Annotated in this window: 12 protein-coding genes; 7 read left to right on the top strand and 5 right to left on the bottom strand. The window is 69.6% G+C overall.

Features of this window, described 5'->3' with window-relative positions:
• The first annotated feature begins 559 nt into the window (after window positions 1–559).
• The 3 genes from hemL to J8M50_RS27850 all read left to right on the top strand — a co-directional run bounded on the left by hemL (window position 560) and on the right by J8M50_RS27850 (window position 4,041).
• Complete coding sequence (gene hemL / locus J8M50_RS27860; RefSeq protein WP_010353922.1) at window positions 560–1,879, top strand: glutamate-1-semialdehyde 2,1-aminomutase; 1,320 nt, start codon at window positions 560–562, stop codon at window positions 1,877–1,879.
• On the top strand, window positions 1,876–2,559 hold the full coding sequence (locus tag J8M50_RS27855; RefSeq protein WP_010353921.1) for a histidine phosphatase family protein: 684 nt from the start codon (window positions 1,876–1,878) through the stop codon (window positions 2,557–2,559). The genes hemL and J8M50_RS27855 overlap by 4 nt, the downstream gene beginning before the upstream one ends.
• A 153-nt stretch (window positions 2,560–2,712) precedes the next feature.
• Window positions 2,713–4,041, top strand: a complete 1,329-nt coding sequence (locus J8M50_RS27850; RefSeq protein WP_010353920.1) for a polysaccharide deacetylase family protein — start codon at window positions 2,713–2,715, stop codon at window positions 4,039–4,041.
• A gap of 185 nt (window positions 4,042–4,226) precedes the next feature.
• On the opposite strand, the gene J8M50_RS27845 is transcribed toward J8M50_RS27850, so the two are convergent.
• Window positions 4,227–5,501, bottom strand: a complete 1,275-nt coding sequence (locus tag J8M50_RS27845; protein ID WP_010353919.1) for an ArgE/DapE family deacylase — start codon at window positions 5,499–5,501, stop codon at window positions 4,227–4,229.
• 77 nt (window positions 5,502–5,578) lie between these two features.
• On the opposite strand from J8M50_RS27845, the gene J8M50_RS27840 reads away from it, so the two are divergent.
• From J8M50_RS27840 to J8M50_RS27830, 3 genes are all read left to right on the top strand, one after another.
• Window positions 5,579–6,076: a TetR/AcrR family transcriptional regulator gene (locus J8M50_RS27840; protein ID WP_029183888.1), complete on the top strand. Its 498-nt coding sequence runs from the start codon at window positions 5,579–5,581 to the stop codon at window positions 6,074–6,076.
• 182 nt (window positions 6,077–6,258) lie between these two features.
• On the top strand, window positions 6,259–6,609 hold the full coding sequence (locus J8M50_RS27835; protein ID WP_010353917.1) for a hypothetical protein: 351 nt from the start codon (window positions 6,259–6,261) through the stop codon (window positions 6,607–6,609).
• A gap of 14 nt (window positions 6,610–6,623) precedes the next feature.
• Window positions 6,624–7,946: an alpha/beta hydrolase gene (locus J8M50_RS27830; protein WP_223786343.1), complete on the top strand. Its 1,323-nt coding sequence runs from the start codon at window positions 6,624–6,626 to the stop codon at window positions 7,944–7,946.
• Here the strand turns inward: J8M50_RS27830 and J8M50_RS27825 are convergent.
• The 4 genes from J8M50_RS27825 to J8M50_RS27810 form a co-directional block, all read right to left on the bottom strand.
• Window positions 7,927–9,339: a sensor histidine kinase gene (locus tag J8M50_RS27825; RefSeq protein ID WP_010353915.1), complete on the bottom strand. Its 1,413-nt coding sequence runs from the start codon at window positions 9,337–9,339 to the stop codon at window positions 7,927–7,929. The two genes, J8M50_RS27830 and J8M50_RS27825, sit on opposite strands and share 20 nt — an antisense overlap.
• Window positions 9,340–10,065, bottom strand: coding sequence for a response regulator transcription factor (locus J8M50_RS27820; protein WP_010353914.1), 726 nt, complete (start codon window positions 10,063–10,065; stop codon window positions 9,340–9,342).
• Between the two features lie 155 nt (window positions 10,066–10,220).
• Window positions 10,221–10,829, bottom strand: a complete 609-nt coding sequence (locus J8M50_RS27815; RefSeq protein WP_010353913.1) for an FMN reductase — start codon at window positions 10,827–10,829, stop codon at window positions 10,221–10,223.
• Window positions 10,826–11,953 carry an LLM class flavin-dependent oxidoreductase gene (locus J8M50_RS27810; protein ID WP_010353912.1) on the bottom strand — a complete coding sequence of 376 codons (1,128 nt, stop codon included), beginning with the start codon at window positions 11,951–11,953 and terminating at the stop codon, window positions 10,826–10,828. Before J8M50_RS27810 ends, J8M50_RS27815 begins: the two co-directional genes overlap by 4 nt.
• A gap of 89 nt (window positions 11,954–12,042) precedes the next feature.
• Here J8M50_RS27810 and J8M50_RS49790 point away from each other — a divergent pair, with 89 nt between their 5' ends.
• Window positions 12,043–13,329 (top strand): DUF6597 domain-containing transcriptional factor, encoded by a 1,287-nt coding sequence (locus J8M50_RS49790; protein WP_010353911.1) that lies wholly within the window; start codon window positions 12,043–12,045, stop codon window positions 13,327–13,329.
• Window positions 13,330–13,337: the final 8 nt, after the last annotated feature.

Genomic DNA, 13,337 nt, shown 5'->3' with positions numbered 1-13,337 from the left:
CCCCGTTCAGTACGGCCCGTGTGAGCTGTATGTATCAGATCCCAGTTTCTCAGATCCCGAACACTGCCCGGAGATACAGCGACGGAGGCCCCGCCAACACCTGCCCCGGCCCACACGGAACACTCCGACGACACCCTTAGGGCACCCCACCGAACCCCCGCCCCGCCTGGCCCCGTACGACGGGAGACCCGCACCCGGCGAGCCCGCCCCGCCACACCCGTACGGCGGGAGACCCGCAACCGGCAGGCCCGCCCCGGCCTGCCCCGCACGCCGGGAGAGCCGCAAACGGCGGGGAGCGGGGTGCCGGGGGTGCGGCGCAGCCCGTCGCTTACGAAGACAGCAGCCCACGGCTCGGTCTACCCCACTGGCCAACACCACCCGCGACGGGCTCGCCGCACCCCGGCACCCCGACCCCACCCACAAACCAGTCGCGCGCCCGCAGGGCCCTCAACCCCGCCCCGGGACACCCCGCCCCCTCCCCCACCCCCTGGCCTACCCTGAGGAGGTCTCACCCCGCCCGACCTCGCCCCACCCCCAGCAAGCCGGAGACCCCCCAACCATGACCGAACCCCCCTACCCCTACACCGCCCCCGCCTCCCAGGCCCTCTTCACCCGAGCCTCCACCGTCACCCCCGGCGGCGTGAACTCCCCCGTCCGCGCCTTCAAGGCCGTCGGCGGCACCCCCCGTTTCATGGTCTCCGGCACCGGCCCCTACCTCACGGACGCCGACGGCCGCGAGTACGTGGACCTGGTCTGCTCGTGGGGCCCGATGATCCTGGGCCACTCCCACCCGGAGGTCATCGCCGCCGTACAGGAAGCCGTAGCGAGGGGCACCTCCTTCGGCACCCCCGGCGAGGGAGAGGTAGCACTCGCCGAGGAGATGGTGACCCGCATCGCCCCCCTGGAACAGGTCCGCCTGGTCTCCAGCGGCACCGAGGCGACGATGTCCGCGATCCGCCTGGCCCGAGGCTTCACCCGCCGAGCGAAGATCGTGAAGTTCGCAGGCTGCTACCACGGCCACGTAGACGCGCTGCTAGCAGCGGCAGGCTCCGGCCTGGCCACCTTCGCGCTCCCGGACACCCCGGGCGTCACAGGCGCACAGGCCGGCGACACGATCGTCCTCCCCTACAACGACCTCGACGCCGTACGTGAGGCATTCCGCCTGCACCAGGGCGAGATCGCGTGCGTGATCACGGAGGCGTCCCCGGGCAACATGGGCGTAGTACCCCCCCTACCGGGCTTCAACCAGGGCCTCAAGGACCTGTGCACGGAGAACGGCGCGCTGTACATCTCGGACGAGGTGATGACGGGCTTCCGCACGAGCAGGGCGGGCTGGTTCGGCGTAGACGGCGTAGTACCGGACCTCATGACCTTCGGCAAGGTGATGGGCGGCGGCTTCCCGGCAGCGGCGTTCGGCGGACGCGCAGACGTCATGGCGTACCTGGCCCCCGCCGGCCCGGTGTACCAGGCGGGCACCCTCTCGGGAAACCCGGTCGCGACGGCCGCGGGCCTCGCCCAGCTGAAGCTCCTGGACGACGCGGCGTACGCCGAACTCGGCGCCGTATCGGAGCAGCTCCAGGCACTGGTCTCGCAGGCCCTGGCCAAGGAGGGCGTCGCACACACCGTGCAGAGCGCCTCCAACATGTTCTCGGTGTTCTTCACCGACCGCCCGGTGCGCAATTACGAGGACGCGAAGGCGCAGGAGTCGTACCGCTTCACCGCGTTCTTCCACTCCCTCCTGGCGAACGGCGTCTACCTGCCGCCGTCGTCGTTCGAGTCGTGGTTCGTGTCGACGGCGCACGACGAGCGCGCCGTACAGAAGATCGCCGACGCCCTCCCGGCGGCGGCCAGAGCAGCCGCGGAGGCCACGGCAGCATGAGCACAGCCAAGGAACTCACCGTCGTCCACCTGATGCGGCACGGCGAGGTGCACAACCCGGACGGCATCCTGTACGGCCGCCTGCCCGGCTACCACCTCTCCGAGCTGGGACGGCAGATGGCCGACCGGGTCGCCGAGCACCTCGCGCCCCGGGACGTCACGTACGTCGTCGCGTCCCCGCTGGAGCGCGCGCAGGAGACGGCGACCCCGATCGCGAAGGCGCACGGCCTGGACCTCGCGTCCGACGCGCGGCTGATCGAGGCGGGCAACTTCTTCCAGGGCAAGACGTTCGGCGTAGGCGACGGCGCGCTCAAGAAACCGGGCAACTGGCCGCATCTCGTCAATCCGTTCAAGCCGTCCTGGGGAGAGCCGTACGTCGACCAGGTCGTCCGGATGAAGGGCGCGCTGGACGCGGCACGTGACCAGGCGCGCGGCCACGAAGCCGTGCTGGTCAGCCACCAGCTGCCGATCTGGATCGTGCGTTCGTACGTCGAGCGCCGCCGCCTGTGGCACGACCCGCGCAAGCGGCAGTGCACGCTGGCCTCGCTGACGACCTTCACGTACGAGGGGGACCGCATCGTCTCCGTCGGGTACTCCGAGCCCGCGATCGACCTGGTGCCCGCGCATCTGCGTGCGGGTGCGAAGCCGGTGAAGGGTAAGGACAAGGCCTTCGGCGCGTAAGGATCTTGCGGTAACGGCTGTCACCTCTTGCGGTAACGGCCGAAAAAGGTTGCTCCTGTTACCAAACCCGGAACTTCTCCGGGAACCTCGTCGTTCGATACGTCCTCTGAATGAGTGACCCACCAGAGACAGTGCGACGAACGGGACAGCTCCATGCGCAATCTCACCCGACGGGGAGCCCTCGGACTCGGTGCGGGCGCCGCCGCGGCGGCGGGACTGACCGGCTGCGGCACCTCCTCCGGATCCGACTCCGGGGACGGCGGCCCCTCCGCGAGCGGCTCCCCCAAGGGCAGCGCCAGTCCCAGCGCGCCGGCGCGGCCGATCGGGGACGGCTCGACGTCGTTCACCGGCAAGCAGCCGCACCAGCCGGCCAAGCCCGTGCCGCTGGAGGCCGGCCAGGAGCCCCCGCAGTTCGTGATCTTCTCGTGGGACGGCGCGGGCGAGGTCGGCAACGGCCTCTTCCCCCGCTTCCTGGACCTCGCCAGGGAGCACGGCGCGTCCATGACGTTCTTCCTCTCCGGGCTCTATCTGCTCCCCGAGAGCAAGAAGCGGCTGTACGAGCCGCCGAACAACCGGCGCGGCGCCTCCGACATCGGCTACCTCTCGGACGACCACGTCAAGGCGACCCTCACGAACGTCCGCCGCGCCTGGCTGGAGGGGCACGAGATAGGCACGCACTTCAACGGGCACTTCTGCGGTGAGGCGCACGGCTCGGTGAAGTTCTGGACGCCCAAGCAGTGGCGCAGCGAGATCGACCAGGCGAAGGCGTTCGTCAAGGAGTGGCGGACGAACACGGGGTGGACCGACATGCCGTCGCTCCCGTTCGACTACGAGAAGGAACTCGTCGGCGCGCGCACGCCGTGCCTCCTCGGCCAGGACAACCTGCTGCCGACCGCCCGTGAGCTGGGCTGGCGCTACGACGCGTCCTCGCCGGGTGGCCGCCAGGTCTGGCCGAAGAAACGACACGGCATCTGGGACTTCCCGCTCCAGGCGATACCTTTCCCCGGCCGCAAGTTCGAGGTCCTGTCCATGGACTACAACATGATGGCCAACCAGTCCCTCAACTCCACGAAGGCCCCGGCCCACAACTACCCGGGCTGGCGCAAGCAGTCCGCCGGCGCCTACATCCAGGGCTTCGAGCGCGCGTACACCACCAACCGCGCCCCCTTCTTCATCGGCAACCACTTCGAACACTGGAACGGCGGCATCTACATGGACTCCGTCGAGGAGGCGTTCAAGCACATCGCCGCGGAGAAGGAGAAGGGCGCCGACGTCCGCATGGTCTCCTTCCGCCAGTTCACGGACTGGATAGACGTCCAGAAGCCGGAGGTCCTGGAGAAGCTGCGCACCCTGGACGTCGGCCAAGCCCCGGCGGGCGGCTGGAAGACGTTCATGACGGAGAGCAAGGGGACGACGGCGGGGACGTCTGCGGGGGGTACGGGTACTAGTACCCAGACCATGGGGTCGACGGCGGCTTTCTAGGCGGGTGGCTCGGGGGTATTACACGGGTACGACGGGGTGCGTACGGTACGGGGGGTGCGCGGGGTACGTAGCACTGGGCGGGGTACGTCGGGATGCGCGCGGGGTACGTCGCCGGAGCGCGCGGTACGTCGGAGCGCGCGCGGTACGTGGGACTGGGCGCCGTAAGTCGGAGTGCGCGCCGCCCCTCACACCGTCCCCAACTCCCGCACCACCGCCAGCGCCAGCGCCCTGGCCACCCCCACCGTCTCCCTCACCGACACGGCCTCCCGCGCACTGTGCGCGACGCCGATGTCCCCAGGACCGAACTGAAGCGTGGGAATCCCGGCCCCGGCGTAATGGCGGAGATCGCTGCCGTACGTCGCCCCGCGCTCGCGCGGTACGGCACCCCCGTTCGCATCGGCGTGGGCGCGCTGGACGAGATCCAGGAGCCGGTGCCCGGCGGGAAGCCGCCCGCTCGCGAACTGCCCTCCGGGCCAGGTGACTTCCACAGGATGGTCCCTCAACCACGCATCTTGAGCGCAGACTTCAGCGACCCGCGCCTCGAACGCGGCACGCGCCAGCGCGGGTTCCTCCCCGAGCCGCACCCCCAACCGCCCCTCGGCGACCAGGAGATCGGGCACGCTGCTGGCCCAGTCACCGGCACGGACGGTCCCGACGGAGAGCGCGTAAGGAATCGGATACTCGGCGAGCAGCGGATCGACGTCCCGATTGCGCTCGGCCTCAAGCTCCCCCAACGCCCGGTGAACCGGCAGAAACGCATCGAGCGCACTCACCCCCCGCTCCCGCGAACTCGCGTGCGCCGCAAGCCCGTTGACGGCGAGCCGAAAGGTCAACGCCCCGGCGTTGGCGGTGACGATGGTCCCCCCGGTCGGCTCGGAGATGACGCAGGCACCCCCGGTATGCCCCCGCTTCAACGTCCCGAACGCCCCGATCCCCCCGTCCTCCTCCCCCACGACGAAGTGCACCCCGAGCCGCCCCCGAAGCCGCACCCCGGACTCCCGCAGGGCCCCGAGCACGGCGAGCTGCGCGGCGATCCCGGCCTTCATGTCACAGGCCCCGCGCCCGTACACGAGATCCCCGCGCACCCGAGGCACGAAGGGGTCCCCGTCCCAGGCACCGGGATCCCCCGCAGGTACGACATCGACGTGGCCCTGAAGTATCAGCCCGGCCCCCTCCCCCGGCCCCCCGAAGTACCCCACCAACCCCCACGCCTCGTCCCGCTCCACCTCAAGCCCGGGAAACCCCGGATCGGCGTACAACTCCCCCAGATCCATGGCCCACAGATCGACGTCGGAAGCCCCCAGCCGCTCCAGCTTCCGCGCCAGCACCCGCTGGATCTCCGACTCGGCCGCACTCCCCGTCACACTCGGCACGGCGACCAGCTCCATCAAGGTCCGCCCCAACGCCGCTTCATCGACCGCCGCCAGCACAGCGGCCTCCGCCTCGGTGTACACGCGCACATCCCTCCCAAGTACGAGACCAATTAAGGAACGATCGTTCTTGACCGATCGTTCCTCAACTGTCTACCGTAGGGGGCATGGGCAGGCCAAGAGCATTCGACGAGGACGAAGCGGTACGCGCCGCCGTGAACCTGTTCGGCGGGCGCGCGTACGACGGCGTGTCCGTAGACGACCTGGTCAGCCACCTAGGCGTACACCGCAACAGCCTGTACAAGACGTTCGGCAGCAAACGGGGCCTCTACCTGATCGCCCTGCGCCGCCACCTGACCGACGACGTCCGCCCGCTGCTCGACGCCCTGGCCGACGCACCGGACGCCGCGACCGTACTGCGACTCATCACGTCGGCAGACCTCGGCCTGCTGCTCCTGGCAGCGGTAGAACGCGCCCCGGTGGACGAGGAGGTCGCGTCCGAGGTAACAACCGCGCTGGCCACAGTCGACCGAACAATCGCCGACGCGCTCGACGTCCCCACCGACCTGGCCGCAGCCCTCACCGCCGCCGCACTGGGCATCCTCCTACGCGGCACCCCCACCGGCGTCGCCACCGCACTGACCCAGCACCTAGGGCGCTTCTGATGGATATCCGTGGGAGAAGGAGCGGCGTTCGGTGCGTGCTCTCGGTGTGCCGCGTGGAAGTCTTCGTAGCGGAGCTACGGGGGCTTTCGCGCGGTGCGGCGAGAGTGCGTGCCGGGCGTCGCGACGCCGCGGAGATCCATCAGAAGCGCCCTAGGCCCTCTCACCTGAAAAGAGAACCCGGCATGGCACTGATACGCATCGACGGCGACAACCTGGTCGTGGTGATCGAGGGCCTGGACAAACTCTGGGCCTTCAAGGGCAGCCTGACGATCCCCCTGACCAACGTCCGAGGCGCAACAGCCGACCCCGGCATCACCACGGACCCCAAGGGAATCCGCGCACCGGGCTCCCACGTCCCCGGCGTCATCACAGCAGGCACCTTCCACCAGGACGGCGAAAAAAACTTCTGGGACGTCAAGGACCCCGCAAAGGCGATAGTGATCGAACTAGCCGACGAGCGCTACAGGCGCCTGATCCTCCAGGTAGCCGACCCTCGCGCAACGGTCACCCTGATCGAAAAGGCTCTCGCCTGAGAGGAGGCGGCCCGATGTTCCACCTCTTAACGGCAACGGTGCTGGCCTTGACCGCCGCCACGGCCACCCCGGCCACCGCGACCCCGGCCACGACGATCTCGGCCACCGCGACCCCGCCCACGGCGACCCGCACCCAACGAACCCACATCCACCCCCACCAACCTAAGGGGCGCGGGACTGTATCTGACATGCGGCTACCGCCGCGTGAGCGCGACCAGCCACAACAAACCCGCACCAGCCCCACCGGACCCACCCCCTCAGCCCTCACCGACCCGCACCCGACAACCCACAGTCACCCCCTCCAACCTAAGGGGCGCGGGGAACTGCGCGACCAGCCACAACGCACCCGCACCAACCCCACCACCGCCACCCCCACCCTCGTACCCGCCACCACCCGCGAAATCACCTTCACAACCGACGGCACCACCACATACGGCACCCTCCACATCCCCGAACACCACACCGGCCAACGCCTACGCGCAGCCCTCCTCCTACCCGGCAGCGGCCCCACCGACCGCAACGGCAACCAGCCCCCCGCATCCACGCCGAACACCCTGTCCCAACTGGCCGACGCCCTCGCCAGGGACAAAATCGCCACCCTCCGGTTCGACAAGTACGGCACCGGCCGCACCGGCCTCGGCACCTACCAGACCCACCCGGAAACCCTCGACTACCCGGCCTTCATCCGCCAGGCACAGACCGCCTACGAGACATTGCGCGACCAACCGGAAACCAACCCGCACACGCTACTGATCGTCGGCCACAGCGAGGGCGCGCTAACAGCACTCCTACTGGGCAGCACCGTCCACCCCCGCCCGGAGGGCCTCGCACTCCTACAACCACAGGCACTCCGCCTACTGGACCTGATCGCACTCCAACTCAAGTCCCAGGTAGCCGAAGCAACCCGCCAGGGCCACTTCACCCCGGAACAGCAACGCACCATCGACGCGGCCATCGACACCGCCATCACAGCCCTACGCACACACCAACCGGTAGACACCACCGACCTACCCCCCGCGATAGCCCGACTCTTCGAGGCATTCCAGGGCCCAAGCGCCCGATTCATCCAGACCGACGACGCCATCAACCCACCGGACACCGCAGCCGCACTCCGCCCAGAAACCAGAGTGCTCCTGACATGCGGCACGAACGACGCCCAGATCCCCTGCACCACAACAAACGCCCTGACCACAGCCCTACGTCAAGCGCAGACCACCGGCCCGGGCCGCGTACCACTACCGGGAGTGGACCACCTACTGCACGACACCACCCACCCGAACACGCTCGCACCCCCCGTACTCGCCGCCCTACACCGCCTCACCCACCCCCGACCGTGAACCCGATCACCGACCCACCCCCCGCCCGCCGATGCGCATACGGCGTCCCCCCATGCGACAACGCCACCTCCCGCACGATCGACAACCCCAACCCCGACCCGGGCAACGACCGCGCATCAGCCGCCCGATAGAACCGGTCGAACACCCGCATCAGATCGTCCTCCGCGATCCCGGGCCCCCGATCCAGCACCTCCACCCGCACGGTCCCGGGCCGCGCAGGCCCGGTCACGCTGATCTCGATCGGCCCCTTCCCGTCCCGGTCGAACTTGGTCGCGTTCTCAACCAGATTGGACACAGCCCGCTGAAGCGACCCCGGCCGCCCATCGGTGCTCGTATCACCACTGACACGTACGACGATCTCGCGCCCACTACGCCGCCGCACAACCCCGGCAACCTCCTCCGCGATGTCCGCAAGGTCAACCCGCTGAGGCGGCTCGGCATCGGACTGCCCCGCCGCAAGATCGACGAGCTCGTTGACGAGATCGGTCAGCTCACGCGCCTCCTGCCCAAGGTCGGCAACCAGCTCCTCCCTTGTGGAGAGCGGGAGTTCGTCTATCCGCCGCAGCAGCGAGATATTCGTACGCAGCGAGGTCAACGGCGTACGCAACTCATGCCCCGCGTCCTGGACGAGCCGCCGCTGATCCTCCTCGGACTGCGCAAGCCGCCCGAGCATCCGGTCGAAGGCACGCCCGAGCCGCCCGACCTCGTCGTACCCGGTGACGGGAACTTGGATACCCAGACGGCGAGTTCGGGCGACGTCCTCCGCAGCCATGGTGAGAACGACAAGCCTCCGGGTGATCCGGCGAGCCAGCCACCAGCCGAACAGCCCGGCGGCGGTGACGACAACTCCCATGAGCAGAAAGGTGCGTTGCTGAAGGTTGCGCAACAAGTCCTCGGTACCGCTGAACTCCTGGGCGACCTGAACGGCACCCCAGCCCCGCCCGAGGGAGACGGTGGCGACGCGATAGACGTCACTGCCGACGTCAACGTCCTTGTGCTCGACGAGAGTTCCGGCGACCTTGGCCACCGCGATCTCCCGGTCCGCATCGGTGACGGGCAACTTCGGCTGCCCGGGATCGACGACCTGCCCACCGGACCCGAGCACCTGCACGTTCGTCCGGGCGGGCCGCACGAGATCGTGCCCGGGCGCCGACGACGAGAAGTCCTCCGGCGTCATCTTCTGCTGCCGGACCTCGTCACGCAGATCCTGGACGACCTCGCTGAACACGGTCTGCTGATCGACCCGCACGAGCCGCGCCGCGGCGTTGTACGACAGGATGCCGACCAGCATCGTCACGACCGCGGTGACCGCCGCGAACGACACGGCGAACGTCGTACCGAGCGCGGCGAGCCCCGGACGCCGGTGCGCGAGCAGCCGGCGCAGCCGGTCCACTCAGTCCTCCCTGAGGACGTACCCCACACCTCGGACGGTGTGAATCAGCTGAGGTGCACCGGGCTCGTCGAGTTTCCGCCGCAGATATCCCACATAGACGGCGAGATTCTTCGAACCGGGCCCGAAGTCGTATCCCCAGATACGGTCGTAGATAGTGGAATGGTCGAGAACGATCCCCGAATTCCGGACGAGGAGTTCGAGGAGTTCGAATTCGGTCCGGGTGAGTTCGAGTTCCCGCGCCCCGCGCCAGGCCCGGCGCGCCTGGGGGTCCATCCGCAGCCCCGCGGCCTCGATGTGCCGGTCGGACACGGGCGGCTCCTTCGGCACGGGGACGGCGCTCGCCGGGGCGACGGGGCCGGTGCCGCTGCGCCGCATCAGCGCCCGGAGCCGCGCGAAGACCTCCTCGACGTCGAAGGGCTTGACGACGTAGTCGTCGGCCCCGGCGTCGAGCCCGGCGATCCGGTCAGCGGTCTCGACCAGCGCGGTCAGCATGAGGATCGGCGTCCGGTCCCCTTCGGCCCGCAGCACCCGGCACACCTGGAGCCCGTCGATCCCGGGCATCATCACGTCGAGCACCAGCACGTCCGGCGGCGACTTGTGCGCGTGCGCGAGCGCTTCCACCCCGTCCGCCACCGCCGTGACCTGATATCCCTCCAGCGTCAGCGCCCGCTCCAGGGCATGGCGGATGGCTCGGTCGTCTTCGGCAAGCAACACGGTCTGAGGCACCCGCCCAGTCTGCCAAGCCGAACGCCTATCCCACCGCGACGACCGGCATGACGATCACCCTTTTTACCTGCCTCTCACCGTCCCGAAGACAACCGAACCCCGGAAATTCCGGAAGCGCGCGGTCCGTACGACGAAACGACGAACACGGACCGCCGTCACTCCGGGCCGCCCCCGCCGAGCGCCGCCAGCCGCTCCGCGAACGGTACGTCGATGGCGAACTCGTCCCTCGGCCGCGGCGGCCGTACCCCGGAGGAGCCCTGGAGCAGCGCGCCCAGTTCCCCGGCCGCCCGCTCGATCCGGGCCGGCAGGCCCTCCGCGCCCCAGTCCTCCGAGGCCGCGTAGACGCCGGTCGGCAGGACGACAGCGCGCAGGTAGGCGAAGAGGGGGCGCAGGGCGTGGTCGAGGACGAGGGAGTGGCGGGCCGTGCCGCCGGTCGCCGCGACCAGGACCGGCTTCCCGGCGAGGGAGTCCTTGTCGAGGAGGTCGAAGAAGGACTTGAACAGGCCGCTGTACGAGCCCGAGAAGACGGGGGTGACCGCGATCAGCGCATCGGCGCCGACGACGGAGTCGAACGCGGCCCGCAGCCCGGTCCCCGGGAAACCGTTCACGAATGCGTGCGCGATCTCCACGGCGAGTTCCCGCAGCTCGACGAATTCCACCTCGATACCGGGTACGGACCGCTCGACGGCGGCGGAGAGCCGTTCCCCGAGCAGCCGGGTGGACGAGGGAACGCTCAGCCCGGCGGAAACGACGACGAGTTTCATACGGCGGCCTCCTCGGAGTTCTTCGCGGTGTTGTTCGCGGTGTTGTTCGCTGCGTTCTTCGCGGCCAGCAGCGATTCGTGCGTGGGCGCCTCGGGAACATTCGCCCCGCGCCCCACGGCGAATTCCTTCCGCAGCACCGGAACGACCTCTTCCCCGAGCATGTCGAGCTGTTCGAGCACCGTCTTCAACGGCAGCCCGGCATGGTCGACGAGGAACAGCTGCCGCTGGTAGTCCCCGGCGTACTCCCGGAAACGCAGCGTCTTCTCGATGACCTGCTCCGGCGTTCCCACGGTCAGCGGGGTCTGCGTGGAGAAGTCCTCCAGCGAGGGCCCGTGCCCGTAGACCGGCGCAACATCGAAATACGGCCGGAATTCCCGCATCGCGTCCTGCGAATTGCGCCGCATGAAGACATGCCCGCCGAGACCGACGATCGCCTGTTCCGGCGTCCCGTGCCCGTAGTGGGCGAACCGCGCCCGGTACAGCTCGATCATCCGCTTCGTGTGATCGGCCGGCCAGAAGATGTTGTTGTGGAAGAACCCGTCCCCGTAATAAGCGGCCTGCTCCGCGATCTCCGGCGACCGGATGGAACCGTGCCAGACGAACGGCGGCACCTCGTCGAGCGGCCGGGGCGTGGACGTGAATCCCTGGAGCGCCGTACGGAATTTCCCTTCCCAGTTAACGACATCCTCGCGCCACAGCCGCCGCAGCAACGCGTAGTTCTCGATCGCGAGGTTGATGCCCTCGCGGATGTCCTGCCCGAACCACGGATAGACCGGCCCCGTGTTCCCGCGCCCCATCATCAGGTCGACGCGCCCGTCGGCGAGGTGCTGGAGCATCGCGAAGTCCTCGGCGATCTTCACCGGGTCGTTCGTGGTGATCAGCGTCGTGGAGGTGGAGAGAATCAGCTTCTCGGTCCGCGCGGCGACGTACCCGAGCATGGTGGTCGGCGAGGACGGCACGAACGGCGGATTGTGGTGCTCCCCGGTCGCGAAGACGTCGAGCCCGACCTCCTCCGCCTTGAGGGCGATGGCGACCATCGCCTTGATCCGCTCGCGCTCGCTCGGCGTCCGCCCGGTCGTGGGGTCGGGCGTGACGTCCCCGACGGTGAAGATCCCGAACTGCATGCCCGCTCACTCTCCAAGTAGTTGACGCTTGAACTATACCGCCGGAACGCGTCCCTCTCCAGAGGTATTCCCAGGCATACGATGCCCCGATGGCGGCCCCCCAGGACACCCGAGGCATCGTCGACCCGGCGACCCTCCTCACCCACGTCCACTTCCGCCGCCACCTCCCGGCGCCCCCGCTCCGCCCGTACATAGACCGCTACTGGCTGATCGACTGGGACCTCCCCACCCCGTACACCTCCAGAGTGATCCCGCACCCGGCGGTGAACATCACTTTCCAGTGGGACGAGGATGGGGGCGCCCCGTACGCGGAGCTGACCGGCATACCCCGGGGGTTGTACACCAGGACCCTCACGGGGAGGGGAAGGGTGTGCGGGGTGAAGTTCCGCCCGGGGGCGATCAGGGCGTTCGCGCCGGGGGTGGCGGCGGGGTGGTGGACGGGGAGGGTGCTGCCGCTGGACGAGGCGGTCGAGGAGGCGGCGGGAGGGGGGATACGGGGGCCGGGGCGGATGGCGGGGCGCGGGGTGGTGTCCGGGGTGGCGTCGGAGGCGGGGCGCGGAGCGACGTCGGAGGCCGGGTATGAGGCGACGCGCGGGGCGACGTCCGAGGCCGGACATGCGGCCGTGTCCGAGCCGACGTCCAAGTCAGCGCGCGAGACCGGGCACGAGGCGACACGCGGGACGACGTCCGGGACTACGTCCGAGGCCAGGCACGAGGACGCATCCGAGACGACATCGAAGGCGGCGCGCGAGACCGGGCACGAAGCAACGCGCGAGGCAATGCCCGAGGCGACGTCCGAAGCCAGGCACGAGGCCGCGTCCGAGGCGGCGCATGGGGCGGCGCGCAAGGCAACGTCCGAGGCGGTGCGCGAGGCGGCCGTACGGGGCGCAGCGGAGCCGGAGGCCGTACGCGACGCGGCGCGGAACCCACCCCGAGAGGCCCTCCGCGATCCCCTCGCCACCCTCCTCCCCGCCCTGGACCTCACCACCCCCGGCGACGACGGCCCCCGCATCGCCGTCCTCGACGCCCACTTCCTCGCCCTCCCCCTCACCCCCGACCCCCAGATCCCCCTGGCCACCCGCCTCGTCGCCCAGATCCGTGAGACCCGGGAGCTCCGCAAGGTCTCGGACGTCGCGGACGCCGCCGGTCTCTCCCCCCGCTCCCTCCAGCGCCTCTTCGCCACCCACGTCGGCGTCACCCCGAAGTGGACGATCCTCCGCTACCGCCTCCACGAGGCCCTCGACCAGGCCGCGCACGCCCCCGACTGGCCCACCCTCGCCGCAGACCTCGGCTACGCCGACCAGTCCCACCTGATCCGCGCGTTCACCAAGACCGTGGGGGTACCCCCGGAGGCGTACGTCCAGACACTGCACTGAAGTCGTAC

The sequence above is a fragment of the Streptomyces acidiscabies genome, assembly GCF_020010905.1.
Taxonomy (GTDB): Bacteria; Actinomycetota; Actinomycetes; order Streptomycetales; family Streptomycetaceae; genus Streptomyces; species Streptomyces acidiscabies.
Note: the sequence above shows the minus strand (reverse complement) of the source record. Positions and strands in the feature narration are given on the sequence as shown.